The organism is Coriobacteriaceae bacterium (genome assembly GCA_025993015.1).
Classification (GTDB): Bacteria; Actinomycetota; Coriobacteriia; order Coriobacteriales; family Coriobacteriaceae; genus Collinsella.
This window is the reverse complement of sequence record DAJPFV010000001.1, coordinates 1683345-1709629: the sequence shown is the minus strand read 5'-3', so window position 1 is coordinate 1709629 and position 26285 is coordinate 1683345. Positions and strand designations below refer to the sequence as shown.

Below are 26285 nucleotides of genomic sequence, written 5' to 3'. Positions count from 1 at the left end.
ATTGAGAGAGCGTGAGCGCGGTGTTCACACCGGGAGGCACAATTCGGTCTGAACACCGCGCTTGATTTGGGATAGTACTCAAGGTTTCCGCGCGATGCAAGATTATTATCACGTTGCGAGAATAATTTATCGCCCAACGGCACCTGTCGGCCGCTGAACGGCACGACCGGACGGTGAAGCTCAAAATGATCCGTTTCCCTCCGTCCCCATCGGATCAGGTAATCCATAGGGGACGGAGGGAAACGGGTCATTTTTGCTGCAAGGACTGCTGAAGACTTTATCCCGCTTGGAGCACGGGCATCGCCCGCCGCAACAGCACCACTATACTTTTGAATATCTGAGCATTTTGAAAGGCAGGATATGACCGCAACCGCCAGTCGAACCACCAACCGCAGACCCGAGCTTTTGGCGCCCGCCGGAGGGCCCGAGCCCTTTGCCGCCGCACTCGCCGCCGGGGCAGACGCCATCTACTGCGGCATGGGCAGCTTCAACGCCCGCCGCAAGGCCACCAACTTTACCGACGAGGCCTTTGAGCAAGCCTGCCGCGCCGCACATCTAGCCGGGTCGCGCGTCTACGTCACGGTCAACATCGTCATCAAGCAGTCCGAGATGAGCGATGCGCTGCAACTCATCCATCGCTGCTCCACGCTGGGCGCCGATGCCTTCATCATCCAGGACTGGGGCCTGTTCTTTGAGGTCAAGCGCACGATGCCCGGCATCGAGACGCACATCTCAACCCAAGCAAACATCCACGACGACCGCGGAACCCTTTGGTGCCGCGAGCAGGGCGCCGACCGTGTGACCCTCTCGCGCGAGCTTTCCATCGACGAGATTGCCGCCATTCACGATGCCGCGCCCGATGTGGACCTTGAGGTCTTTAGCCATGGTGCCATCTGCTTTTGCTACTCGGGCCTGTGCCTGCTTTCGAGCTTTGCCATGGCGGGACGATCGGCCAACCGTGGCATGTGCGCCCAGCCCTGCCGCCTGCCCTACAAGCTGATCGACGAGAACGGTCGCGCACTCTCCCCCGCCGGCCGCGAGCGTGCGCTATGCCCGCGTGACACCAACACTTCACAGCTTGTTCGCCGTCTGTATGACGCCGGCGCCGCGTCGCTCAAGCTCGAGGGCCGCATGAAGGCGCCCGATTACGTGTACTCCATCGTTGATGTATATCGTCACGAAATTGACGACATGCTATCCGGAGCCACCGTTGCCAAGGACGAGGAAGCCGCCCGCCAGCGCCAGCTCAAGCGCTGCTTCAACCGCGACTTTACGCACGCCTATCAGGACGGCACCTCGGGCGACGAAATGATGAGCTACGAGCGTTCCAACAACCGCGGCCAGATCGTGGGCACGGTGCTGGGCAGCCGCCCGGCCAACCGCGATGTGCGCGGTCTCAAGCCCGACGACCGCCGTCGCCGCGCCGCCATCGCCCGCATTGAGCTGTTTGAGCCCGTGGGCAAAGGCGACCTGCTGGAGCTTCGCCACGATAACGAGTTTGACCAGTTCCTGACCACCATTGCTGCCGATGATGCCGCCGCAGGCGACATCATCGAATGTCGCGTACCCCGCAGCATGCCCGAGGGCTGCCGCGTCCGCGTGATTCGCAGCCAGCGTGCCATCGACGCCGCCGGCGCCGCGCTCAAGCGCGATGTGCTGCGCCGCCGAGCTGTTGATGCGTCCGTCGTGGCGCGCCTGGGCGAGCCGTTTACCGTCACACTCACCTGCTGTGACAGCCCCGCGCTCACCGCCACCGCCACAGGCTTCACCGTCGAGGCCGCCAAGACCCGCGCCGTCGAGGCGGCAGACCTGGTTGAGCATGTGGGCCGCATGGGCTCCTCGCCCTTTGAGGCCGCGAGCTTTGATGTGGCGCTCGATGAGGGCTGCGGCATGGGCTTCTCCGCCGTGCACAAGGTGCGCGCCGCCGCTTGCAAGGCGCTGGAAGAGGCCATTCTGGCGCCGTACGAGGAGCGCGCGAAAACTCTCGAGATTCCGGTGCTCGACAAATGTACGCGCGCTATGCCCGAGCATTACCGCGATGAGCCGCAGATCTGCGCCGCCGTCACCACGCTCGAAGCCGCCGAGGCAGCTCGCGCCGAGGGCGCCACGCGCATCTACATGACCACCGATGCGCTCGATGCGGCCGAGCTCTCCCCCGCCGATGCGTTTGAGCAGGGCATCGTACCCGTACTCGACGAGGTCTGCCGCGCCGTCGACCACGAGCGCGTCGATCCCTGGATCAATGCCGGAGCTACCGTCGCCGTCGGTAATATCTCCGAGCTCGCCGTAGCCGCGCAGGCCGGCGCCACGGCCGAAATTCGCTCTTGCCTGCCGGTGCACAACACGCCCTGCATGGAGGCGCTTGCCGAGCGCGGAGCCGGTGCGTTTTGGCTCTCGCCCGAAATCACGCTCGACGAGATTGTCTCGCTCGGTGCCGCCGCGCCCGCGGCTTTGGGCATCACCGTCTTTGGCCGCCCGCGCGTCATGACAAGCGAGCATTGCATTCTGCAGGTTGCCAACGGCTGCATCCACGATTGTGTCAACTGCCGTCTGCGTGCCCGCAAGCTCTCGCTCAAGAATATCGACGGAAAGGTCATGCCCGTCCGCACCGACATCCACGGCCGCTCTCGCCTGTACGATGCCTACCCCATCGACCTCACGCCGCAGATTCCTCAGCTGCTCGATGCCGGCGTGCGTCGTCTCATGGTGGACGGAACGCTGCTCGAGGCAGATGAGGTGGGCCGTGCCGTCGCCCGCGTCCGTCGTGCCGTCGAAGCCGCGCAGGCCGGCCGCAAGCCCGCCGCCCGCCTACGCGGGGCGACCTCGGGCTGCATGTTTGTGGGAATCAGCTAACCGAAAGGCTTACACGTGAACGAAGAACCTCAAGTCCTCTACTGCGACGCCTGGCTCATGGCCATCGACAAGCCCGCCGGCATGATCGTCCACGGCGACGGCACCGGCGAGCGCACACTCACCGACTACGCCAGCGACCTGCTGCTGGCGATGGGCGACGGCTTTGCCGCGACCGATATGCAGCCGCTCAACCGCCTAGACCGCGACACCACCGGCGTGGTGCTGTTCTCGCTCGACAAGCAGACGCAGCCCGCCTTTGACCAGATGGTCATCGACCACGCTTTCGAAAAGCACTACCTGGCGCTCGCCGAGGGCAAGATCGACTGGAACGAAAAGCTCATCGAAAAGCCCATCGCCCGCGACCGTCACGACAGCCGCAAGATGCGCGTCGGCGCCAGCGGCAAGCCGTCTCAGACGCGCGTGAAGGTGCTCAAGCGCCTTAAGGGCCGCCGCGGCCTACCCACGCGCTCGTATATCGATGTCGAGTTGCTCACCGGCCGCAAGCATCAGATTCGCGTGCACCTGGCCAGCGAGCGTCACCCCCTGGTTGGCGACGACCTGTACGGAACGCCGCGCCCCTGCGGCCTGATGCTCCACGCCCACAGCGTGTCCTTCACGCATCCCGTAACCGGCGAGCACATCCACATCGAAGCCCCCTGCCCCTGGGAGCCCTAAACCACCACAATGGGGACAGGCACCTTTGTGGTGGTTTTGCCGCAATGGCCCAGCCACGGTCCCAAAACGTCTCGATCTGTAACAGTTAGAACCCGTTTTCCGGTCTATCTGTTACAGATCGAGACATTCGAATCTCCCTCAAGGAAAAATCTCAATCTATAACAATAACTCGGCAAAATCGGTCCCAGATGTTACAGATCGAGACAAAGGGACGGCGCGGTTCGGAAGAATCTCAATCTGTAACATCTAACCCACTTTTAACGGTCTAGTTGTTACAGACTTAGACAAAACGGCAGACAACAAAAGCGGCATCGCCCATCGAGGGTGTTGCCGCTTTTCTATTGAGGAACCTAAATGGTTTTGACCTTGCCCTGTCGCTAGACCGTGATGACGTTGTCCATCGACTGGTACTTGGCTGGCACCTCGCCCGCGGTGATAACCGTTGCGTCACGGAAGTCCGCGAATTTTACGGGAGCCACCATGCCAAACTTACTGGCGTCCGAGATTACGAAGCGTTTGGCGGTATGGCGCATCGAGATACGCTTGACTTGCGCTTCCTCGATATCCGGTGTGGTGAGACCTTGCTCGACGGCGATGCCATTGGAACCCCAAAAGCCGCAGTTGAAGTTATAGCGGTCCAGGGTTGCCAAGGCGTCGGGACCGACGAGCGCCTCGGTCTCGGGCTTGAGCTCGCCGCCCAGCACCACGGTGCGCATGCCGCGCAGAGCGAGATGCTGAGCATGGAGCACGGAGTCGGTCACATAGGTGACGCCCTCAAGGCGCGGAAGATGCTCGATGAGCCTAAGCGTCGTCGAACCTGAATCGATGTACACAAAGCTCTCGGGCTCCACCAGGGCCGCGGCACGGGCGCAGATGCGCTCCTTGTCATCGTTATGGAGATCACTGCGCTCGCTGATCGTCAGGTCGCGCGTCACGTGCGCGCGCTCCAGACTTGTCGCACCTCCGTGCACCTTGGCGATACGGTGTGCTCGGTCGAGCGTCTGCAGGTCGCGCCGAATAGTAGACGCCGTCACGCCCAGGGCCTCAGCAAGCTCCGGCACGGTAACCGAGCCGGTCTGCTGCACCATCGACACGATCTCGTTGAGCCTATCTTCCGCAAGCATCGCTTACTCCTCCTCGGGGTACACGACTCCCCAATCGGCGCGGAGCTTGGTCATCAGCTCCATAACATCGGAAGCATAGCCCAGAAGCTCGCGCTTAGAATCATCGCCGGCAACGGCCTTCTCCAGGTCGGCCATCTCGTAGCACAGTGCGTAGGCCTCGGTGCCAGTGTGGACCTCCTCGCGGTGACCGTCTGCAGTCCACACGATGGTCGCATGGTCGGCACGCGGATACTCGTTGACCTCGATATAACACTTGTCGAAGCTGATAACCGAGCGCTTGGGCTGCTTGGAGTGGAGCGTAAGGCTCACGACGCCCAGCTGCTGCTCGGCGTTACGGCAGACAATGCCACCTGCGACGTCAACGCCAGTCTCGCAGGTATTGCCCAGCGAAACGACCTCAGCGGGCTGGCTTGCCATAAAGAGGCGCATGACGGACAGGGCATACACGCCAATATCGAGCATGGCGCCGCCGGCAAGGCTGCGGCTGTAGAAGCGGTTGGTCAGGTCGCCGTACTCCTTATAGCTGCCAAAGTTGAGCTGGGCGAGGTTCATGCGGCCAAAGTCGCCTGCATCCATGCGACGGCGCAGCTCCTGATACAGCGGCATGTGGAGCACCGTGGTAGCATCCATAAGGACCACGTTGTGCTCGTCGGCGATGGTACGGGCCTCGTCGAGCTCGGCAGAGTTGAGGGTAATGGCCTTCTCGCAGAGCACGTGCTTGCCGGCGGCCAGCGCGGCACGCAGATAGGTGATATGCGTGTTGTGCGGCGTGGTGATATAGACGGCGTCGATATCCGGATCGGCATAGAGGTCCTCAACCGTTTCATAGACCTTCTCGATGCCATACTGCTCAGCAAAAGCCTGGGCCTTGGACAGCGTGCGGTTGGCGACGCCCGCAAGCTTGCGGCCGGCCAGCGCGAGGGACTGGGCCATTTGGTTGGCGATAACGCCACAACCGATCACAGCCCAGCGAAGCTCGGGAGCCGTAAAGATGTCGTTAGGGAACGGCTTATCCTGGACCGAAGCGAACGCTGCTTTTGCGGCTGCCGCGGAGTCGAGTGGAGCCTGCTTGGAATCTGCCATATGTGCCTCCTGAGTCATCGGAAGTTCTTCATTTCCAACAGCCTTATATTCGCACAAATGCGCGCGCATTTGCTTGTATTTGCGTGTTTATTTGTTTATCGGTCATTATTTAGCCATATTTTGCACATTTTTACGCGGTCATACGCATTAACACGCAATGCTATGCGCGATAATGCGCATGCGAGGATCCTTGTAAAGGATAAAGAGGCGGAACACCAAAGCCCAAAAAGGCAGAGCAGGCTGTCTTACTCTTCCCCTCTAGGGGCATCAGGCATCAATGGACCGTCCCAAACTGCCGACACATGGGGACTGTCCCCAACTGCCGGGACTACTCATTTAAGTCTGTCCCCAATGAGCACAATCACTCATGTAAGTCTGTCCCCAATGAGTATTTAAGTCTGTCCCCAATGAGTAGGGATAGAAAAAGGCCCGGGTGCCGTGGCATCCGGGCCTTTGCTAGCAACTTGATGTTGCGGGCAGCTTAGAACTTGTGGCCGCACTTCTTGCAGACGCGCAGCTTGTTCTTGCCGTCCTTCTCGTGACCGACGCGGGTAACCTTACCGCACTCGGGGCAAACGAGATTGACGTTGGAGGCGTCGATGGGAGCCTCCTGCGAAACGATGCCGCCCTGCTGGTTGGCAGCGTTGGGCTTGACGGCCTTCTTGACGACCGAAACGCCCTCGACAACGACCTTGTTCTCGGCGGGGAGAGCACGCAGGACAACGCCCTGCTTGCCGCGATCCTTACCAGAGAGAACCTGGACCTTATCGCCCTTCTTGATATACATATATCTCCCCTAACTACAGGGTCTCGGGAGCGAGCGAGACGATCTTCATGTACTTCTTGTCACGAAGCTCGCGAGCGACGGGCCCGAAGATACGGGTACCGACGGGCGAACCATCGTTGTTGATGACAACGCAGGCGTTCTCATCAAAGCGAATGTAGGAGCCATCCTTGCGGCGGATCTCCTTAACGGTGCGAACGACGACGCAACGGACAACGTCCTTCTTCTTGACGTTGGCGCCAGGGGTAGCCTCCTGGACAGCACCGATGAACACATCGCCGATGCCTGCATAACGACGCTTGGAACCGCCAAGCACCTTGATGCAGCGAATCTTGCGAGCGCCGGAGTTGTCGGCGACGTTCAGCATGGTTTGCATCTGAATCATGGTAGATGTTCCTCCGAACTAAGAACCGAAGAGAGGTGCGCAGCCTTTATGCGGCCCGTGGTATGCAAGCCAGGCATACGCACATCTTCGGAAACGTACAAGTCGTAAGAGCGACTGCTTATTTAGCGCGCTCGACGACCTCGATGAGGCGCCAACGCTTCATCTTGGACATAGGACGGGTCTCCATAACGCGGACGGTGTCGCCCACGCCAGCCGTGCACTCCTCGTCGTGAGCGTGCAGCTTCTTGGAGCTGGTCATCATCTTGCCGTACTTGGGGTGACGCTTGCGCTCGGTGATGGTGACAACAATGGTCTTGGCACCGGAGACGGAGGTAACGACACCCGTACGGACCTTACGCGAGTTACGCGATTCAGTCATGTTCTCTCCTTAGGTCCTACTCGGCGACAGCGGACTTCTCCGCTGCGATCTCGCGGGCGCGCTGCTCCGTGAGGACGCGAGCGATGTCCTTCTTCACGGTGTTGACGCGAGCGGTGTTGTCCAGCTGGCTGGTGGCCATCTGGAAACGAAGGTTAAAGAGCTCGGCGCGCATTTCCTTCAGCTTCTCAACGAGCTGAGCGTCCGAGAGCTCACGAATCTCTGCGGGCTTCATTAGTTCTCCTCCTTGGCGGCGGCGGCGTCCTCAGCAGCCCACTTGGCCTCGAGAGCGGCCTCCTCAGCCATCTCCTTCTCGATGCGCTGCTCAGCGTTCTTAGCAGCAACAATCTTGGTCTTGATGGGAAGCTTGTGCTGTGCAAGACGCAGAGCCTCGCGAGCGACCTCCTCGGGCACGCCCTTGACCTCGAACATGATGCGGCCGGGCTTGACGACGGCCACCCACTCCTCGGGGTTACCCTTACCAGAACCCATGCGAGTCTCGGCAGGCTTCTTGGTGATGGGCTTATCGGGGAAGATCGTGATGTAGACACGACCGCCACGCTTCATGTAGCGGGTCATGGCAATACGAGCAGCCTCGATCTGACGGTTGGTGATCCAATGGGCCTCGAGAGCCTGGATACCAAACTCGCCGAAATGCAGCTCGGTATTACCCTTGGCCTGGCCCTTCATGGAGCCACGCTGCACCTTGCGGTGAAGAATACGCTTAGGGGCAAGCACTACTGACCCCTCCTCTCGGAGTTACGACGACGAGGACGTGAAGAGCCCTCGAGTGCAGGGTTGGGAACAGGCTGGCCCGGGAGCTTCTCGCCCAGGTAGATCCAGACCTTCACGCCGCAAGCGCCCATGGTGGTGCTGGCGACAGCCGTGCCGTAGTCGATCTTGGCACGGAGGGTGTGCAGAGGCACGCGACCCTCGCGGTACCACTCACGACGGCCCATCTCGGCACCGCCGAGACGACCGGAGCACTGGATACGGATGCCCTTAGCGCCGGCCTTGCGGGCGGACTGGACAGCCTTGCGCATAGCGCGACGGAAGGCAACGCGGCCCTCGAGCTGCTCGGCGATAGACTGAGCAACGAGGTTGGCGTCGAGCTCGGGGCGCTTGATCTCGACAACGTCGACGGAGAGCTGGCCCTTGGAGACGCCAGCGACCTTCTCGAGCTCGGTGCGGAGGGTATCGATCTCGGCACCCTTCTTACCGATGACAACGCCGGGGCGAGCGGTGAGGATGATGACCTTCACCTTGTCGCCAGCGCGCTCGATCTCGACGCGGGAGACAGCTGCGCGGGAAAGACGCTTCTCGAGGTACTTGCGGATCTCGAGATCGTTACCGAGGGTCTTAGCGTAATCCTTCTCTGCGAACCAGCGGGAGCGCCAGTTCTCGGTGATGCCAAGACGGAAGCCGGTGGGGTAGACTTTCTGACCCATACAGCTTTACGCCTCCTTTCGAGGAGCAACGACGACGGTGATGTGGGAAGTACGCTTCAGAATGCGAGAAGCGGAACCCTTGGCGCGGGGACGGATGCGCTTAAGCGTCGGACCCTCGTCAACATAGGCAGCGGCGACAACCAGGTTGTCGGCACGCAGACCGTTGTTGTTCTCGGCGTTCGCAACGGCGGAACGGAGAACCTTCTCGACATCCACGGCGACGGCGCGGTCGCAGAAGTGGAGGATGTCGAAGGCCTGAGCGACAGGCTTGCGGCGGATCAGATCGACCACCAGGCGGGCCTTGCTGGGGGAAACACGCACGTACTTAGCGACGGCGCGAACCTCGGTGGCCTCAGTTTCAATAGACTTAGTTGCCATTTACGGTTAACCCCCTATTTGGCCTTGTGGCCACGGAACGTACGAGTCGGCGCGAACTCGCCGAGCTTGTGACCAACCATGGACTCGGTAACATACACGGGCACATGCTTGCGGCCGTCGTGGACGGCGATGGTGTGACCAACCATCTCGGGGAAGATGGTGGACGCGCGGGACCAGGTCTTCACGACGTCCTTCTTGCCAGCCTCGTTCATCGCGGTGATACGCGAGAGAAGGCGAGTCTCCACGAACGGGCCCTTTTTGAGACTTCTGCTCATAAGTGCTTTCTCCTAAAACTCGGTATCCGAAATTACTTCTTACGGCGACGAATGATGTGCTGGTTCGAGACCTTCTTCTTCTTGCGCGTACGAAGGCCCTTCGTCGGCTTACCCCAGGGGGTAACAGAGGGACGACCAGAGGTGTGGTTCTTGCCCTCGCCACCGCCGTGCGGGTGGTCGACAGGGTTCATGACGGTACCGCGGACGGTCGGGCGCACGTTCATGTGACGCTTACGGCCGGCCTTGCCGATGACGATGTTGGCGTGATCGGCGTTGCCGACCTCACCGACGGTGGCGCGGCAGGTAACGAGGATGCGGCGCATCTCGGAGGAAGGCATACGGACGATAGCGTACTTGCCCTCCTTACCCATCAGCTGGCAGGAGTTACCGGCGGAACGGGCGATAGCGGCGCCCTTGCCCGGCTGGAACTCGACAGCGTGGATGAGCGTACCGACGGGGATGTCGGCGAGGGGCAGAGCGTTGCCCGGCTTGATGTCGGCGTCAGAACCGGACATGATGGTCTGACCGACCTCGAGGCCCTTGGGGGCCAGGATGTAGCGCTTCTCACCGTCTGCGTAGTGCAGCAGAGCGATGCGAGCGGAACGGTTCGGATCGTACTCGATCGTGGCAACCTTGGCGGGCACGCCGTCCTTGTTGCGCTTGAAGTCGATCACGCGGTAACGACGCTTCACGCCGCCGCCCTGGTGGCGGGTGGTGATGCGGCCGTTGTTGTTACGACCAGCCTTCTTGGGCAGGGGCTCGAGAAGAGACTTCTCGGGCTTGGTGCAGGTGATCTCGGAGAAATCGGAGATCGTCTGCCAACGCCTACCAGCGGAGGTCGGCTTAAGGTGCTTTACAGCCATTACAATCCCTTTCAATAGGAATCCGTTAGCCATCGCAGACAGGGATTCGAGGTTCTGCCTCGGGTGCGATGACACCGGACGAATACACGGTTCCGGGCGTGTCCATTTTATACGCCCAAAACCTTGAGCTCTCGCCTCCCCTATTTGGGAGGCATGAGCTCACTCAACAGCAGCGAGTCTTAGGCCTGGTTGCCAAAGACCTCGATGGTGTCGCCCTCGGCCAGCGTGACGATGGCCTTCTTCCAAGAACGGGTCTTGCCGGCGACATAGCGCACGCGCTTGGTCTTGGGCTTGACCGTCAGGGTGTTCACGCGAACGACCTTGACGCCGAAGATCTCCTCGACAGCGTCCTTGATCTGATACTTGTTAGCATCCTTGGCGACCTCGAACGTGTACTTGTTCTGCTCCATGCCGGAGAAGGAACGCTCGGACACGATCGGACGGATGATGATCTCGTGGGCGGTCATTTATGCAAGCACCTCCCCGAAGTGAGCGGCGATGTCGGCGGGCATCAGCACAGCGTTGTTGTTGACGAGATCGTAGGTGTTGGCCTCGTCGGCAGTGATGATGAACGTCTTGGGAATGTTGCGGAACGACAGGTAGGCGTTGACGTCCTCATCGCGAACGATGATGGTCAGACGCTTGCCCTCAAGGCCGAGAGCCTTGAGCATGGCGACGGCAGCCTTGGTGGAAGGCTTCTCGAAGCCGTAGTCGTCGACGAGCACGAGCTCGCCATCGGCCAGCTTGGCGGACAGCGCGGAGCGCATAGCCAGCTTGACCTCCTTGTTGTTCATACGCTTAGCGTAGGAACGGGGCTTGGGGGCGAAGACAACGCCACCGTGACGCCACTGGGCAGCACGGATGGAACCCTGGCGGGCACGGCCGGTGCCCTTCTGACGCCAAGGCTTCTTGCCGCCACCGGAAACCTCAGAGCGACCCTTAGCAGACTGGGTGCCCTGACGCCAAGAGGCCATCTGGCACTTGACGATGTGGTGCATAACGTGGATGTTCGGCTCGATGCCGTACACCTCAGCGGCGAGCTCGGCCTCGGCGACCTTCTTGCCCTCGCTGTTCTTTACTTCAAACTTTGCCATTTAAGTGTTCTCCTTGGTATGACGCTGGGCTAAATGGGCTGGGCCCTTAGGCCATACGGATGGCGACGAGACCATTCTTGGCACCCGGGACAGCGCCCTTGACCAAGATGAGGTTCTGCTCGGCATCGATGCGGACAACGGAAAGGTTCTTGACGGTAACGCGCTCGTTACCCATGTGACCGGCCATCTTGACGCCCTTGAGGACGCGCGCAGGATAGGCGCACTGACCGATAGAACCGGGGTGACGCTGGAAGTGAGAACCATGCGTCATAGGACCGCGGCGCTGACCCCAGCGCTTGATGCGACCCTGGAAGCCCTTACCCTTGGAGGTACCGATGACGTCGACCTTCTCGACATCAGCGAAATCAGCGACGGTGACAACCTCGCCGACCTTGTGCTCCTCGCCGTTCTCGACGCGGACCTCACGAAGGAAACGGACAGGCTCGACGCCAGCCTTAGCGAAGTGACCAGCCATGGGCTTGTTCACGTTCTTGGCCTTGATGTCGCCGAAACCGATCTGGACGGCGTCATAGCCGTCGGTTGCCTGAGTTTTAACCTGCGAGACAGCGCAGGGGCCAGCCTGGATGACCGTGACGGGAACGACGTTGTCGTCCTCGTCCCAAACCTGGGTCATGCCAATCTTGCGGCCGAGAATCATGCTGATCAAGATATGATCCCAACTCTCGCGTGGTCTTGGGACAATGCGTACACCACCGAGCGTACGCCCCTAGAGGACCACTACTTACACGACGTGCTCCCCAGCCTTGTATTGCGTCCGGACTACCTGACAACCCTATTAAGCAGGCATTTTGTCCAGCCAGAATACTCCCCTGGTTTCACACAGCTGTTTAGTATACACGGCTGCGGGCGTATCCATCGAGATTCATATTTCACTCACATTGTTTACGCAGGTAAAGTGCGTGGCACGTCTCCCGAGCACGGCGGAGGGCCGGAGAAATATATTAAGGTCCCTGCTCTACAGTCCTGCGCAAGACGAAGGCCACATTAAGTGGCCTTCTTTGCGTGCGGAACTCGCGATGACCTTAATATATTTCTCCGGCCCTCCGCCGTGCTCGGGAGACGACACGTTGATGTCTGCTTAACTCTGCTCGCTCAGGCTAATGACTTTGTTGGGGATCCACTATTTGCTGAAGGGTGAACCTACATTGCATTGGCTCGCCTTCTGCTTGTGGCTTTTCCTCGTCAAAATCGAAGATCATGATGGCGCAGTTGGGAAGTTTTGTTGGGAGCTTGAAGCCCTCTGGGGTTGCAGCCTTGATGAATTGGCGGCTGGCGCTGCCGTGGCTTACTGCTAGGAGGGTTTCGATGCCCTCGGCTCCCATGAGATTGGTGAGGGTGTCTACCATGCGTTCTTGCAGCGCGCGGCTTCCTTCTCCTCCAAAGGGGACCAGGTCCTCGCCCGGATCCCAGACGTCGGTGGGTAGCGCGTCGTGGGGGCCTTCTTCGAAGGAGCCGTAGCAGCGCTCGATGATGCCTTCGCAGGGCTCGACTGCTGCGTCCGGGCCAAGGAGTTCGGTTGCGACGAGCCGAGCTGTGTCCATGGCTCGGCCTAAGGGTGAAGAGACCACTTTGTCGGGGACGACGCCGTGGGCTTTGAGCCATGCGGCTGCCATCCCGGCTTGCTGACGGCCTAAGTCGGTGAGCGGTGAATCGCAGCGACCCTGGACCAGCTTTTTGACGTTGAACTCCGTCTGACCGTGGCGGAGTAGATACAGTTTCTTCATGCTCTCCCCTTCTGCATCAGTTGCTTTATCGGCGTGGCCTTACTCGTGGGTATGGCCTACGTAGTCTTCGTCGATCGTAATCTTGGCAATCGACTTGGGATATTCCGATTCGACCCGTTGTGCCAGCGCGTGCTTTAAGTCTTCGGCACTCATCTGCAGATCCGAGGGACGCACGCAGTCAAAGATCACGTTGGTGTGCGTAGGACCCGGCACACAGCGTAGGTCATGAATCGAGAGGCGGTTATCGATCTCCTGAGCCATGGCGTGAATGCGCAAGCGCATGCTCGCCACCTTGGGGTCATCGGTCACGATGGGATCGTAGTGAAGCGTGACGATCATGCCGTCTTCGTCCCTAAACGACTGCTCGATGTTATCGAGCGTGTCGTGGCTTTCCAGCGGGCTGGCTTCGGCCGCCATCTCGGCGTGCGCACTTGCAAACTTCCTGCCCGGGCCGTAGTCGTGAACCATCAAATCGTGAACGCCCAAAACGCCGGGATAGCTCATGATCTTGTCTCGAATGTGCTTGACCAGCTTAGGATCGGGTGACTGGCCCAAAAGCGGGCTCACCGTATCCTGGATGAGTTCAAAGCCGCTCCAGCCAATATAAGCGCCAACGGCAAGGCCGACCCATGCATCAAGATTGATATGCGTCACCTGCGAAACAATTGCGCACGCCAGCACGGCGCCCGTAGCAAGGACATCGTTCTTGGAATCCTGCGCGGTCGCATGCAGCGTCTCGGACTCAATGCGATCGCCGAGCTTTTGGTTGAGGGCCGCCATCCAGAGCTTTACGACCATCGAAAGCACTAGAACTGCCACCAGGGCAAGCGAGAACTCGACAGGTTCGGGGTGGATGACGCGCTCGACCGAGGACTTCACCAGCTCAACGCCAATCAGCAGCACGAGCGCCGCCACGACCAGACCCGAGAGATACTCATAGCGACCGTGGCCGTAAGGATGCTCGGGGTCGGCCGGCTTGCTCGCCAGCTTAAAGCCCAGCACGCTCACGATATTCGAGCTGGCATCGGACAGGTTGTTCATGGCATCCGCCACGATCGAAACCGATCCCGACAGCACGCCAATTGCGCCCTTTGCAGCGCATAGTGCCACATTGGCGAGAATACACACCACGCCCGTCAACGTGCCCACGCGCGCACGGTCGCCCTGCGCACGCTTAACAATCCACTCAACCATCTACATCCGCCCCCACGATGCTATCTATATATCTATTGCTCAAACGGATTGTAGTGTAGCCACTTTGTCCCCCAGATACAAAAAGGCCGCAACCCACATGGGCCACGACCTTGGAATGTGACATGCAGGACTGTCCCTTTGTCGATCGATTTATGCGCTTGCTTCGGCCGCGCTCTTCGAGGTTTCGGGCAAATCGGCTCCGTCTTCTGCCGCCCGCCCCTTCGCCGGCACCACGCCAAAGCAGTAGCTCAGCGCCGCAGACACCGCAAATGCCACACCGCCGGCAGCGCAGCACCACAGCAGGTTCGAGATGCCGCCCGTGGCAAAGCCAATGACCATGAGAACATTCGTCATGCCGATGGTATAGGCCGTAACGTGGCCCACGGCTGCAACAAGGCCTCCGACGGCGCCGCCAATGGCCATGCACGTCAGGCACCTGCCATATTTAAAGCCGCAACCGTACAGCGCCGGCTCGCTTACGCCGCCAAGAACGCCCGAGATTGAGTAGCCCAGCATGAGCGCCTTCTCGTCCTTATCCGCAACGCGGAGCGACGCGCCAAAAGGCATGCCCCAAACGGCGAACGTCGCCATCGTCGCGGCAATCAGGATGCACGAATCCGTTCCCACACTCATAAACTGCGCATAGGCGAGCGATAGGACAACGTTGCTGACGCCGGCGATCTTTAGGAACTCCCAGCCCGCAGCAAGCCCCATGAGCGTGAGCAGCGACACGATGCCACCGGAATTGCCAAGCATAAACATAAGCTGGCCCAACAGCATGCCCAGATAGCTGCCCGCCGGCGCCGTAATACACAGCGAAACCGGAACCATGACGAGCATGGTCGCAAACGGAACGAACGAAAACGCCACGGCCTTAGGGATAACGCGCCGAAAGAAACACTCCACTCGCCATAGCACGGGCACCGAGATGAGAACCGGAATAACAGTCGTCGTGTAATCGTTGACCGGCGCGGGAAGCAGGCCATACACGGAAGTCATCGATGCCGCCGTCGTCGATGCGGCATCGACGAGCTTAAGCAGATCGGGCGCAATCAATACGCCGCCCAGCATCATGCCCAGCTGCTCCGAGCAACCGAGCTGGCGGGCGGCCGCCCAACCAAGATAAATGGGCAAAAAGTAGTAACCGGCGTTATAGAGCCAACTGTAGAACAGGCGATAGATTTCGGAATCGGCAGACCATAGGCCCAGCATGCCTTCGCCCATAATGACGGCGACGGTGCGGAACAACGCCGCGCAGACAATAAACGGCAACGCCGACATCATGCTTTTGGACAGATAGTCCACCACGGCCATGGCGTTTGATGAAACCGTCGTTGTAAACGAGGTGTTAGAAACTTGTGGCATGGAACGCCTTTCCCAATGTGACATGTGGGCTGTCCCTTTATCACATCGTGCGGTACTGACCGATTGCACGGTACTTTTCGTAGCGGAGGTTTGTGAGGGTCGCGTCGTCGAGCCGCCCAAGCGTATCGAAGGCATCGAATGCCGAGGACATGACGGCGCCGGCGATCTCCTCATGCGACAGGCCCCTATCGTCAACAATGCCGTCGATGATGCCGAGCGCCAACAGATCGGGGGCCGTGAGCTTAAGCGCCTCGGCGGCCTCATTCGCGCGCTCGGTATCCTTCCACAGGATCGACGCACAGGCCTCGGGGCTCACGACTGAATAGGCCGAGCTCGAGAGCATCAGGATGCGGTCGGACACGGATAGCGCCAGCGCGCCACCAGAGCCGCCCTCGCCTGTCACCACCGAGACAATCGGCGTCTTGAGGCCGCTCATCTCCATGAGGTTCTGGGCAATCGCCTCGCCCTGGCCGCGCTCCTCGGCACCGATGCCGCAAAACGCGCCCGAAGTATCGACCAGGCACAGAACCGGTCGACCAAACTTTTCGGCCTGGCGCATAAGGCGACGCGCTTTGCGGTAGCCCTCGGGATGTGCCATGCCAAAGTTGCGACGCATGCGCTCTTTAGTCGTGGTGCCGCGCTCGATGGCGATGACCGTTACGGGGCGCCCGTCTTTCCAGCCAATGCCAGCCACCACAGCGGCGTCGTCGCCAAAGTAGCGGTCGCCGTGTAGCTCCACAAATCCATCCAGGCCCAGCGAGATCATCTCGCCTGCCGTGGCGCGATCTGCCGAGCGGGTCTGCTTGACAATCTCGAGCGCGGTTTTTGGTGCGGCCGAGCGCTTGAACAAATGTCCCAGCTTTTTGCCGCGGCGGCCCGTATGCACAATCTCGTGCGGTGCCCCCAGGCCGGGCGCGTGCCCTTCGTGCAGCGCCAGCAGCTCGCCTACCGTGAGCGCAACCTCGCCACGCGGTACAACGGCATCGCAAAAGCCGTGCTCCAGCAAAAACTCGGAGCGCTGGAATCCCTTGGGCAGGCGCTTGTGCATGTTCTGCTCGATCACGCGCGGGCCTGCAAATGCCGTCAGGGCATCGGGCTCGGCCAGGATAATGTCGCCCTCCATAGCAAAGCTCGCGGTTACGCCTCCGGTCGTGGGGTCGGTGAGCACCGTGACATACAGGCCGCCCGCCTCACTGTGGCGCCTAACCGCCGCAGAAATCTTGGCCATCTGCATAAGCGAGGTCACGCCCTCCTGCATGCGCGCACCGCCCGAAACGGTAAAGCCGACAACCGGCAATCCCAGCTCGGTCGCACGCTCAAATGTGCGACAGATCTTCTCGCCCACCACGGAGCCCATCGAGCCCATCATAAAGTTGGCGTCCATAAAGAAGAGCGCGGTATCGCAGCCGCAGACCTTGCCCCTGCCGCACACAACGGCATCGCGCTCGCCCGAACGCTCGCTCACGCTCTTGAGCTTGTCGGCATAGCCGGGAAACGAGAGGAAGTCCTCCGACGCCAGATTGGCATCCCATTCCTCAAACGTGCCCTCGTCGACCGTCATGCGCATGCGCGCGCGACCGCTCACGCGAAAGTGTTTGCCGCAACGAGGGCAGACCTCGAGGTTGTCGTGTAGGCGTGCCTCATCGATCACGCGGCGGCACTCCGGGCACTTGATAAACACGTGGCGCGCGGGAAACTCGGCGCACGACTCGGTCATCGGTCCCTCGAGGACGTTGACCGTCTTCGCTTTTCTATTCATCAGCATAGAGATGCCCCATCAGATCGGTGTGATACATGCCCGACAAGAACTCGTCGTTTGCCAGCACGTCGAGCTGAAGCTCGCTGTTTTCGCTCACGCCCTCAATCACGAGCTCGCCCAGGGCCGAGCGCATCTTGCGAATGGCGCCGTCACGCGTGGGCGCACACACGATGAGCTTGCCGAGCATGGAGTCGTAGTACGGCGGAACGTTCGCGCCGGTAAACATGGCGGAATCCCAGCGCACGCGCGGACCGCCCGGCACACGCAACGCGGTGACCGTTCCGCATGACGGCAGAAAGTCCGGCGTCTCGGCATTGATGCGGCACTCCATGGCGTGGTTGCGGACCGGCATGTCCTCCTGCTCAAAGGGCAAAGGCTGGCCGGCTGCCACGCGCAGCTGCCACTTGACCAAGTCGGTATCGGTCACAAACTCCGTAACCGGATGCTCCACCTGCAAGCGCGTGTTCATTTCCATAAAGTAGAAATTGCCGTCGTCCGAATACAGGAACTCGATGGTACCGGCTCCTTCGTAGCCGACGGCACGAGCCAGGTCACGCGCTGCCTTGTGCATGCGAGCACGAATGTCGTCGTGTCCGTCGAGGCACGGCGCGGGGCTCTCCTCGATCAGCTTTTGGTTGCGACGCTGCACCGAGCACTCGCGCTCGCCGAGCGAAAACACATGGCCCTGCTTATCGGCCATAATCTGCACTTCGACGTGGTGCGCCGGCGCGACGAACTTCTCCATGTAGCACTCGCCGTCGCCAAAAACGGCCTCACCCTCGGCACGTGCTTCAATAAAGGCCTTTGCCGCGTCTTCCACGCGCTCGACCTTGCGAATGCCGCGACCGCCGCCGCCCGCCCGCGCCTTAATAAGCACGGGGCAGCCAATGCGCTCGGCCTCGGCCGTTGCCTCCTCGGGACTTTTGAGCAAATCGCAGCCCGGCACGATGGGCACGCCCGCCGCGGCAGCCGTTCGACGTGCGGCATCCTTGTCGCCCATGCTGTCGATCACCTCGGCCGAAGGACCGACAAACGCCAGGCCATACTTGTCGCAGTCGCGCACGAAGCTCGCCTTCTCAGAAAAGAAACCGTAGCCGGGGTGAATTGCCTTAGCCCCCGACTTCACGGCACAGGTGAGCACAGCATCGTCGTTGAGGTAGCTCTCGGCAAGACGCGGGCCGCCGATGCAATACGCCTCGTCGGCAAGCTGCACGTGCAGCGCGTCCGCATCGGCCGTGGAGTAGACGGCGACGGTCTTGATGCCCATATCGCGGCACGCGCGGATAACACGGACCGCGACCTCGCCGCGGTTGGCGATGAGCACTTTGTCGAACATGAAGCCTTCCTTAACTTTCGTGCATGAGTGCAAAAGACATATCGGCGCGGCAGCAAACCTCACCGTTGACGCTCGCAGTACCCGTCGCAAAGCGGAACGGCCCGCGCGCACGCGTGATGGAGCACACCAGATCAACCGTGTCGCCCGGGCGCACCGGACGCTTAAAGCGCACCTTGTCCAGACTCGTGTAGAACGGCGTCGCGCCGCGCGCCTCCTCATCGCCCATCAGCAGCACGCAGCAGTTCTGGGCGAGCATCTCGCACTGGATCACGCCGGGGACGACCGGGTTTCCCGGAAAATGCCCCTGCAAAAAGTACTCGTCGCCCGTAATCGTGATCTTGCCGTGGGCCTCGTCGCCCACTAGCTCGGCTTCGTCGAGCAAAAGCATCGGCTCACGATGCGGCAACAGCTTCTTGAGCTCTTCTTTGTTCATGGATATCACCTATCCGATCCTCATGAGGCAGCTGCCAAACTCCACGAGGTCGCCGTCGGCCACGCAGATCTCGAGCACCTCGCCGTCTGCCTCGGCCGTCACCTCGTTGAGAACCTTCATGGCCTCGATGATGCAGAGGGTCTCACCGGCCTTGACCTTGGAGCCTACGTGCACAAACGGCTCGTCGCCCGGCGCCGGGGCAGCATAGAAAACGCCGACCATGGGAGCGGTCACCTCGGTGCCCTTGGGCTCCGGTGCGGCGACAGGCGCCTGCGCGGCGGGCTCCGGTGCGACAGCAGGCATGGCGACAGGAGCCACCGCCGGAGCAGTCACGGCACCCGGCATAGGCATGGGCACGGCAACCGGCTGTGCGGCGCTCGCGCGCTCGAGCTCGACCGCGGTGCCATCGGGCTCCTCAACACGCACGCGCGTGAGGCCGCGGTCCTCCATCACATCGGCTATCTCGGCAAGTCTTTTGGAATCCATGCTCTAGCTCCTCGTATATCTACGCAGCGCGATGGCGGCGTTGTGCCCGCCAAAGCCCAGGTTGGTCGAAAGCGCCCAGGTAAGGTCGGCGCGAACCGCGCGATTGGGCGTGTAGTCAAGATCGCAGGCGGGATCGGGCGTGTGGTAGTTAATGGTCGGAGGCACCACGCCCTGCTCGAGCGCCATGGCACAGGCCATGACCTCGATGGCACCCGTGGCACCGATCATGTGGCCGGTCATCGACTTGGTCGACGAGACGTGCGCGGCGCGCGCCGCGTCCTCGCCGAGCGCTCGCTTGATGCCCGCCGTCTCGGACGAATCGTTGAGCTTGGTCGAGGTGCCGTGAGCGTTGATGTAGAGGCCCTCGGAAGGCTTAACGTCGCCCTCAGCCACCGCCAGCGATATCGCGCGGGCAATGCCGGCAGCCTCGGGATCGGGGCTCGTGATGTGATAGGCATCATCGGTGTTGCCGTAGCCCACGACCTCGGCATAAATGTGCGCACCGCGCGCCTGCGCATGCTCCATGCCCTCGAGAACCAGCACGCAGGCGCCCTCGCCCATCACAAAGCCGTCGCGGTCTGCATCGAACGGGCGGCAAGCCGTCGACGGGTCAGGATTAGTGGTGAGAGCACGGCAGGATGTAAAGCCCGCAACGGCATCGGGGATGATTGCGGCCTCGGCACCGCCGGCGAGAATCGCATCGGCATAGCCGTGCTTGATGGCGCGGAACGCCTCGCCCACGGCATGGGCCGAGGTCGCGCAGGCGGTCACCACGGGCAGGGTCGGGCCCTTTGCCTTGTGGCGGATTGCGATATTGCCCGAAGCCATATTGGGGATCATCATCGCGATCATATAGGGCGATGCGCGGCGGGGCCCCCGATCGGCGATCGTGTGGACGTTGTCGACGAGTGTCTGCATGCCGCCCACGCCCGAACCCACGTAGACGCCCAGGCGCTCGCGATCGATGGCGCCCTCGACATCAAAGCCCGCATCGTGCATGGCCTCGTCCGACGCTGCCAGGGCAAACTGAACGCAGGGGTCCAGGTGCTTGGCGTCACGCTTGCCAAAGTACTCGTTGCCGTCAAAACCCTTGACCTCGGCCGCCACCTTAACGGCAAACGCATCGGTATCGAAGTGCGTGATCGGGCCGATGCCGCACGTGCCGGCGCACATGGCCGCCCAGGTAGCAAGCGCCGTGTTACCGAGCGGCGATACGGCACCGATACCGGTGATTGCAACTCTCTGTTCCATCATGGTCTCCTCATTCAAGCCGTTGTTCGGCCCTAGTTTCTACATCGCCATTCCGCCGTCGACGCGCACGACCTCGCCCGTAATGTAGGCAGCCGCATCACTCGCCAAAAAGCGCACCACGCCGGCCACTTCCTCGGGGCGCGCCATGCGCTTTAGGGGAATCTGCTCCTCGGTTGCCGCGCGAACCTTCTCCGAAAGCTTTGCCGTCATATCGGTCTCGACAAACCCGGGGGCGACCGCGTTCACTCGTACGCCGCGGGACGCAAGCTCGCGCGCCACCGCCTTGGTCAGGCCGATGACGCCCGCCTTGGAGGCGGCGTAGTTGGCCTGCCCGGCATTGCCCATCAGGCCCACAACCGAGCTCATGTTGATGACGCAACCGCCGCGCTGACGCATAAAGGTCTTGGTGAGCGCGCGCGTCATATTGAACGTGCCCTTGAGATTGACATCGAGCACGCGGTCGAAGGCATCGTCACCCATACGCATGAGCAGGCCGTCGCGCGTGATGCCGGCGTTGTTGACGAGCGCCCAAATGGAGCCAAAGTCGTTGAGGACCGCTTCCACGCATGCGTTGACGGCAGCGGGGTCGGCCACGTCACATTGATATGCGCGCGCCGTGGCGCCAGCCGCCTCGCAGGCCTCGCACGTCTCGTGCGCCGCATCGACGCTGCCGGCATAGACGACGGCGATATCGTAGCCATCCTCCGCCAGGCCCACGGCACAAGCGCGACCGATGCCGCGCGAGCCGCCCGTGACCAGTGCCACGCGGCGCGATCCGTCGAACTCGAGCGCATCGTTGTTCAAATTGCCCATGTCATTCCTTTCGGGTTACAGCCCTGTGGGCTATACGAGCTCGTCGGCAATAGCTGCGACCTGTTCGGCCGTTTCGCACGAATACACACGAACGTCGCTCAGCGTACGCTTGACCAGGCCGGACAGCGTTTTGCCGGGGCCGACCTCAATAAATGTGTCGATGCCTTGATCCTGCAGAGCATGCAGCGTATCGACCCAGCGCACGGCATTGCTCACCTGATTGGCCAAGACATCCGATGCCGTCTGGGGGTCCGCCGGATAGGGCGCCGCTGTCATATTTGCCAAAACAGGAATGAGCAACGGGGACGGCGCGTGACCGGCCTCAATATATGCGGCAAGGCCACAGGTCGCCTCGGCCATATAGGGGCTATGAAATGCACCCGACACCGCGACCTTCACGGCGCGGCCGCCAGCCTCTTTTACTAGGACGTCGAGGGTCTGCAGCGCATCGGGCGCTCCGGCCACAACCGTCTGCTGGGGACTGTTGTAGTTGACCGGCCAGCAGTCCTCGCCGGCCTGCGCAGCCAGGTTCTCGACTTGCGCAGCATCAAGTTTGATGACGGCGCGCATGCCGCCAGGGTGACGCTCGGCCGCCGTGGCCATCAATGCCGCGCGCTCACACACGAGCTCAAAACCCGCTCGCGTATCGAATGCCCCCGCAAAGCTGAGTGCAGCGACCTCGCCCAGCGAGAATCCCGCACAGGCGGCAGGCACCACGCCGCGCTCGCGCAGGGCGACGGCGACAGCCAAGTCGTGCACGAACACGCAAGGCTGCGTGTTCTCGGTCTGCGAGAGCTCCTCCTTGGAGGCGCTCCGGCACTGCTCGCTCGTCCCCGGGCGCACCTCGTCGGCAATGGTGAACACCTCGGCGGCCGCCGGCGATGTCTCGATCAGGTCGACGCCCATCGCGGGGTGTTGGGCACCCTGGCCGGCAAACAGAAACGCTACGCTACCCATGCGGACGCACCCTTCAGGACGCGCTCGGCGCCATCGACCAGATCGTCAACGATTTCGCGTGCGCTCTGGCGCTCGTTGACCATGCCGGCAATCTGTCCACACAAAAACGAACCCTCTTCGTAGTTGCCGTCCTTGGCGGCCTTACGCAGCGCACCGGTTCCCATAGCACCGAGCTCCTCGGCACTCGCGCCGGAACCCTCGCTCTTGGCATAGGCGTTGGTGAAGGGGCTCTTGAGGGCGCGCACTGGATGTCCCGTCGAGCGACCGGTCGCACGCGTTGAAGTGTCGTTGGCCTTCAGGACCATCTCTTTGTACTGCTCCGAGACGGTGCACTCGTCTGCGACCAGAAAGCGCGTACCCACTTGCACGCCTTCGGCGCCCAGCATAAAGGCGGCCGCCACGCCGCGGCCGTCGGCAATACCGCCGGCGGCCACGACGGGAATGTCAACCGCATCGACGACCTGCGGCACCAGTGCCATCGTCGAGGTCTCGCCAATATGGCCGCCCGATTCGGTACCCTCGGCAACAACCGCCGTGGCTCCACGACGTGCCACGAGGCGCGCCAGCGCCACCGAGGCAACGACCGGGATGACCTTGATGCCCGCCTCGTTCCACGCCTTCATGTACTTGGCGGGATTGCCGGCGCCCGTCACGACGACCGGCACTCGCTCGTCAATCACGACCTGTGCAACCTCGTCGGCGAACGGGCTCATGAGCATGACGTTGACGCCAAAGGGCTTATCCGTCCTGGCGCGCAGCTCGTGAATCTGGTCGCGCAGCCAGTTGGCATCGGCGTTCATGGCCGCAATGATGCCTAAGCCACCCGCCTCGGACACTGCGGACGCCAGCGAGGCATCGGCAATCCAGGCCATACCGCCCTGGAACACGGGCTTTTCGATGCCGAGCAGATCGCAGAGAGGAGTCTTGAGCATCTCTACTTCTCCAATGCCGCCTCGACCGTATCGGCGAACTCGCCGACCGTCTTGGGGTTCTCCTCGGTATCGAGCTGGATGCCAAACTCGTCCTCGACGGCAACGAGGATCTCGACGGTGCCCAGGCTGTCGAGACCAATCTCCTCGAGCGTGGACTCGGGCTTCATCTCAACGTCGTCAAGACCAGCGGTCTCGCGGATAACGTCGCAAACGCGCTCGAAGGTCTTCTGATCTGCCATGGTAGTTCTCCTTTGGTTGTGCCCTAGGGCGTTTTTATTTCCTATGTGCGACTACTTCCAACGAAGCAGATAGCCACCTATATCCAGACCGGCGCCAAATCCAACCAAGGCGATCGTGTCGCCCGTGTGAAGTGCACCGGCGTTTGCCAGCCGGTCGAGGGCAAGCGGAATGCATGCGCTCGAAATGTTGCCGGTCTCGCGCAACGTGCGAACCACACGCTCGTCCGGCACGCCCAGACGCTTGACCGCCTGGCTCAGGATTCGTTCGTTAGCCTGATGGAATACAAAATGATCGATGTCTTCGACCAAAATGCTCGCATCGATCGCAAGCTTATGGACCGTGTCACAGATGGCGTTGACGCCGAACTTGAACACGCGGCGGCCATTCATGGACAGCACGCTCGCGCTATCTGCGGAAGCCTTAAACGGCGAGGTACCGACCAGACCGGGAACGCGCAACGTCTCGACGTCGGGCGCCGTCGAAAGCTCAACGGCAAGGGGGTTGTCTCCCCCAGCTTCAATCACTGCGGCGCCTGCCCCATCGCCAAATAGCACGCAGGTGGCACGGTCGGTCCACTCGAGCGCGCGCGTCATCTGCTCGGCAGCAACAACAAGCACGCGCTCGGCACGGCTGCGGGCGATATAGCCCTCGGCGACATCGAGCGCAAATACGAAGCCGGCACAAGCCGCCGAGACATCGAAGGCAGGGCACGTCGCGCCTAGTCGCTCAGCAACGGCACACGCCTCGGCGGGAACAAGGTGGTCACCCGTCGTCGTCGAGCAGACGATCAGATCCAGCTGGCTCGCGTCGATTCCGGACACCTGGAGTGCCCGCTCGCTCGCTGCTACGGCAAGGTCGTCAAGTGACTCGGTGGTGCAGACGTGGCGGCTCTTGATACCTGTGCGAGTAAAAATCCACTCATCCGAGGTATCGAGGAACTCAGACAGCTCGTCATTGGAAACACTGCGCTCAGGAAGTGCCGAACCTGTTCCAAGAATCGTGAAACCCATCACTAACCTCCTTTGAGTTGTTGACGTGTTTACATCGACCAAGAGAGGATAACGCATTTCAGTCTTTGTTGACGTGTTAACATTAAATTGTCCAAATGCGACAAAGGCTTCACATTGTGTCTATCTCTCGACACCATTGCGTCATTCACTTATTCAATAAGGAGGTAGCAGCCGCTATGGATGCCCAATTAACGATTGTCGATGTAACCGGATCGACCAACGATGACCTGCTCGAGGCAGGAAAACAGGGTGCGCCGCACGGCACAGGACTTGCCGCCCGCGCGCAAACGGCAGGACGCGGCCGGCGCGGCCACAAGTGGGATTCGACCGCCGGCAACCTATTGCTTTCGATTGTCCTGCGTCCATGCGTTAATCCCGCAAAGTACTCTGGTCTTGCCGCCGTCAGCGGCCTAGCGGTGCTCGAAGCACTCGAAAAGCAAGGCCTTGCAAGCGAAATAGCCCTCAAGTGGCCCAACGACCTGGTCGCGCGAGGACGCAAGCTCGGCGGCATTCTGGTCGAGGCCGCACGCGATAACGAAGGCAAACCTTTCGCCGTCTGCGGCATTGGTGTCAACGTAAACTACACGCCCCAAGAGGTGCCCGATGGCGGCCTGGCGGCAATTGGCCTCTCGGACCTCAACGAGAGCGTTCCCGCCGTCGACATGCTCCTCGATGAGGTCTATCACGCAGTTATAGACGCTGTAGATACCTGGGCAGAGCGCCTCAACGCCATGGAAGAAAACGCCGGACCGCTCGCGCCCGTCCACGACGAATATGTCGCACACCTCAATTGGATTGGGGAGCACGTTATCGCCCGCTCCCCCGCTGGAGACGAGCTGGCACGCGGTATATTTAGAACGGTCGACGATTGCGGCCGCGCAAGCATTGAGACCGAGAGCGGCTTGTGCGTCTTCCACTTCGAAGAAGCGTCCTTGCGCCCCCTGAGCGAATAGGGCGCCGCAGCCATCAGCTCGGCAGACGAATTCGCTATCCCAAAATCTAAACTCAAAACAAAAGAGCCCCGCTACCAAGATGGCAGCGGGGCTCTATAAGCTATGAGCGATATCGCTTAGAGCTTGATGTCAATGTCGACGCCAGCGGGGAGGTCGAGACGCATGAGCGAATCAACGGTGCCCGAGGTGGGGTCGAGGATGTCGATGAGGCGCTTGTGGGTGCGCATCTCGAACTGCTCACGGGAGTCCTTGTTCACGTGCGGCGAGCGGATAACCGTGTACAGGTTGCGCTCGGTGGGCAGGGGGACAGGACCGGAAACGCGAGCGCCGGTCTTCTGAGCGGTCTCGACGATGAGCTTCGCGGACTGATCGACGACCTCGTGATCATAGCCCTTGAGGCGAATGCGGATCTTCTGGGTAGCCAACTTAAACCTCCAAAGAGTGCGAGAGATGTTCTCGCGGATTACGTAACA

The 26285-nt window shown here is 61.2% G+C and carries 30 protein-coding genes and 1 pseudogene; 3 read left to right on the top strand and 28 right to left on the bottom strand.

The window, feature by feature from the left end; all coding sequences use genetic code 11:
- Positions 1-360: 360 nt before the first annotated feature.
- The gene (locus OIL77_07330; GenBank protein HJI45210.1) at positions 361-2853 is read left to right on the top strand and encodes a U32 family peptidase; all 2493 of its coding nucleotides are present in this window, start codon (positions 361-363) and stop codon (positions 2851-2853) included.
- Positions 2854-2868: 15 nt separating this feature from the next.
- Complete coding sequence (locus tag OIL77_07325; GenBank protein ID HJI45209.1) at positions 2869-3528, top strand: RluA family pseudouridine synthase; 660 nt, start codon at positions 2869-2871, stop codon at positions 3526-3528.
- Between the two features lie 377 nt (positions 3529-3905).
- On the opposite strand, the gene OIL77_07320 is transcribed toward OIL77_07325, so the two are convergent.
- The 27 genes and pseudogenes from OIL77_07320 to OIL77_07190 all read right to left on the bottom strand — a co-directional run bounded on the left by OIL77_07320 (position 3906) and on the right by OIL77_07190 (position 24859).
- On the bottom strand, positions 3906-4652 hold the full coding sequence (locus OIL77_07320; GenBank protein ID HJI45208.1) for a DeoR/GlpR family DNA-binding transcription regulator: 747 nt from the start codon (positions 4650-4652) through the stop codon (positions 3906-3908).
- A gap of 3 nt (positions 4653-4655) precedes the next feature.
- Positions 4656-5735 carry a Gfo/Idh/MocA family oxidoreductase gene (locus OIL77_07315; protein ID HJI45207.1) on the bottom strand — a complete coding sequence of 360 codons (1080 nt, stop codon included), beginning with the start codon at positions 5733-5735 and terminating at the stop codon, positions 4656-4658.
- A 481-nt stretch (positions 5736-6216) separates the two neighbouring features.
- Complete coding sequence (gene rplX, locus OIL77_07310) at positions 6217-6522, bottom strand: 50S ribosomal protein L24 (GenBank protein HJI45206.1); 306 nt, start codon at positions 6520-6522, stop codon at positions 6217-6219.
- Between the two features lie 13 nt (positions 6523-6535).
- On the bottom strand, positions 6536-6904 hold the full coding sequence (gene rplN / locus OIL77_07305; GenBank protein ID HJI45205.1) for a 50S ribosomal protein L14: 369 nt from the start codon (positions 6902-6904) through the stop codon (positions 6536-6538).
- 118 nt (positions 6905-7022) lie between these two features.
- Positions 7023-7283, bottom strand: a complete 261-nt coding sequence (gene rpsQ, locus OIL77_07300) for a 30S ribosomal protein S17 (protein ID HJI45204.1) — start codon at positions 7281-7283, stop codon at positions 7023-7025.
- Positions 7284-7299: 16 nt separating this feature from the next.
- Positions 7300-7515: a 50S ribosomal protein L29 gene (gene rpmC / locus OIL77_07295; GenBank protein HJI45203.1), complete on the bottom strand. Its 216-nt coding sequence runs from the start codon at positions 7513-7515 to the stop codon at positions 7300-7302.
- 89 nt (positions 7516-7604) lie between these two features.
- Positions 7605-8018, bottom strand: a pseudogene (rplP, locus tag OIL77_07290) (50S ribosomal protein L16).
- Complete coding sequence (rpsC, locus tag OIL77_07285; protein ID HJI45202.1) at positions 8018-8728, bottom strand: 30S ribosomal protein S3; 711 nt, start codon at positions 8726-8728, stop codon at positions 8018-8020. Before rpsC ends, rplP begins: the two are co-directional and overlap by 1 nt.
- 6 nt (positions 8729-8734) lie before the next feature.
- Positions 8735-9106 carry a 50S ribosomal protein L22 gene (gene rplV, locus OIL77_07280; GenBank protein HJI45201.1) on the bottom strand — a complete coding sequence of 124 codons (372 nt, stop codon included), beginning with the start codon at positions 9104-9106 and terminating at the stop codon, positions 8735-8737.
- A 14-nt stretch (positions 9107-9120) separates the two neighbouring features.
- Complete coding sequence (rpsS, locus tag OIL77_07275; protein ID HJI45200.1) at positions 9121-9381, bottom strand: 30S ribosomal protein S19; 261 nt, start codon at positions 9379-9381, stop codon at positions 9121-9123.
- Positions 9382-9413: 32 nt separating this feature from the next.
- Positions 9414-10244: a 50S ribosomal protein L2 gene (gene rplB / locus OIL77_07270; GenBank protein ID HJI45199.1), complete on the bottom strand. Its 831-nt coding sequence runs from the start codon at positions 10242-10244 to the stop codon at positions 9414-9416.
- A 179-nt stretch (positions 10245-10423) separates the two neighbouring features.
- Positions 10424-10711, bottom strand: a complete 288-nt coding sequence (gene rplW / locus OIL77_07265) for a 50S ribosomal protein L23 (protein ID HJI45198.1) — start codon at positions 10709-10711, stop codon at positions 10424-10426.
- On the bottom strand, positions 10712-11338 hold the full coding sequence (gene rplD / locus OIL77_07260; protein HJI45197.1) for a 50S ribosomal protein L4: 627 nt from the start codon (positions 11336-11338) through the stop codon (positions 10712-10714).
- A 46-nt stretch (positions 11339-11384) separates the two neighbouring features.
- Positions 11385-12005: a 50S ribosomal protein L3 gene (gene rplC, locus OIL77_07255; protein HJI45196.1), complete on the bottom strand. Its 621-nt coding sequence runs from the start codon at positions 12003-12005 to the stop codon at positions 11385-11387.
- Positions 12006-12456: 451 nt separating this feature from the next.
- Entirely contained in the window at positions 12457-13083 is a 627-nt protein-coding gene (locus OIL77_07250) for a histidine phosphatase family protein (GenBank protein ID HJI45195.1), read from the bottom strand.
- 39 nt (positions 13084-13122) lie between these two features.
- Positions 13123-14277: a cation diffusion facilitator family transporter gene (locus OIL77_07245; GenBank protein ID HJI45194.1), complete on the bottom strand. Its 1155-nt coding sequence runs from the start codon at positions 14275-14277 to the stop codon at positions 13123-13125.
- Between the two features lie 150 nt (positions 14278-14427).
- A complete protein-coding gene (locus OIL77_07240; GenBank protein HJI45193.1) occupies positions 14428-15642 on the bottom strand; it encodes a hypothetical protein in 1215 nt (404 codons plus the stop codon).
- Between the two features lie 40 nt (positions 15643-15682).
- On the bottom strand, positions 15683-17401 hold the full coding sequence (gene accD, locus OIL77_07235; GenBank protein HJI45192.1) for an acetyl-CoA carboxylase, carboxyltransferase subunit beta: 1719 nt from the start codon (positions 17399-17401) through the stop codon (positions 15683-15685).
- A complete protein-coding gene (locus tag OIL77_07230) occupies positions 17394-18737 on the bottom strand; it encodes an acetyl-CoA carboxylase biotin carboxylase subunit (GenBank protein ID HJI45191.1) in 1344 nt (447 codons plus the stop codon). Before OIL77_07230 ends, accD begins: the two co-directional genes overlap by 8 nt.
- A 10-nt stretch (positions 18738-18747) precedes the next feature.
- Positions 18748-19170, bottom strand: a complete 423-nt coding sequence (gene fabZ, locus OIL77_07225) for a 3-hydroxyacyl-ACP dehydratase FabZ (GenBank protein ID HJI45190.1) — start codon at positions 19168-19170, stop codon at positions 18748-18750.
- A 9-nt stretch (positions 19171-19179) separates the two neighbouring features.
- Entirely contained in the window at positions 19180-19656 is a 477-nt protein-coding gene (gene accB / locus OIL77_07220; GenBank protein HJI45189.1) for an acetyl-CoA carboxylase biotin carboxyl carrier protein, read from the bottom strand.
- A 3-nt stretch (positions 19657-19659) separates the two neighbouring features.
- Positions 19660-20907, bottom strand: a complete 1248-nt coding sequence (gene fabF / locus OIL77_07215; GenBank protein HJI45188.1) for a beta-ketoacyl-ACP synthase II — start codon at positions 20905-20907, stop codon at positions 19660-19662.
- A gap of 39 nt (positions 20908-20946) precedes the next feature.
- Positions 20947-21720, bottom strand: coding sequence for a 3-oxoacyl-[acyl-carrier-protein] reductase (gene fabG / locus OIL77_07210; protein HJI45187.1), 774 nt, complete (start codon positions 21718-21720; stop codon positions 20947-20949).
- Between the two features lie 30 nt (positions 21721-21750).
- Positions 21751-22677 (bottom strand): ACP S-malonyltransferase, encoded by a 927-nt coding sequence (locus OIL77_07205; GenBank protein ID HJI45186.1) that lies wholly within the window; start codon positions 22675-22677, stop codon positions 21751-21753.
- Positions 22665-23609, bottom strand: coding sequence for an enoyl-[acyl-carrier-protein] reductase FabK (gene fabK, locus OIL77_07200; GenBank protein ID HJI45185.1), 945 nt, complete (start codon positions 23607-23609; stop codon positions 22665-22667). Before fabK ends, OIL77_07205 begins: the two co-directional genes overlap by 13 nt.
- Positions 23610-23611: 2 nt before the next feature.
- The gene (locus tag OIL77_07195) at positions 23612-23848 is read right to left on the bottom strand and encodes an acyl carrier protein (protein HJI45184.1); all 237 of its coding nucleotides are present in this window, start codon (positions 23846-23848) and stop codon (positions 23612-23614) included.
- Between the two features lie 51 nt (positions 23849-23899).
- On the bottom strand, positions 23900-24859 hold the full coding sequence (locus OIL77_07190; protein HJI45183.1) for a ketoacyl-ACP synthase III: 960 nt from the start codon (positions 24857-24859) through the stop codon (positions 23900-23902).
- A 176-nt stretch (positions 24860-25035) separates the two neighbouring features.
- Here OIL77_07190 and OIL77_07185 point away from each other — a divergent pair, with 176 nt between their 5' ends.
- Entirely contained in the window at positions 25036-25812 is a 777-nt protein-coding gene (locus OIL77_07185) for a biotin--[acetyl-CoA-carboxylase] ligase (GenBank protein HJI45182.1), read from the top strand.
- Positions 25813-25928: 116 nt separating this feature from the next.
- Here the strand turns inward: OIL77_07185 and rpsJ are convergent, their stop codons facing one another.
- Positions 25929-26237 carry a 30S ribosomal protein S10 gene (rpsJ, locus tag OIL77_07180; GenBank protein HJI45181.1) on the bottom strand — a complete coding sequence of 103 codons (309 nt, stop codon included), beginning with the start codon at positions 26235-26237 and terminating at the stop codon, positions 25929-25931.
- Positions 26238-26285: the final 48 nt, after the last annotated feature.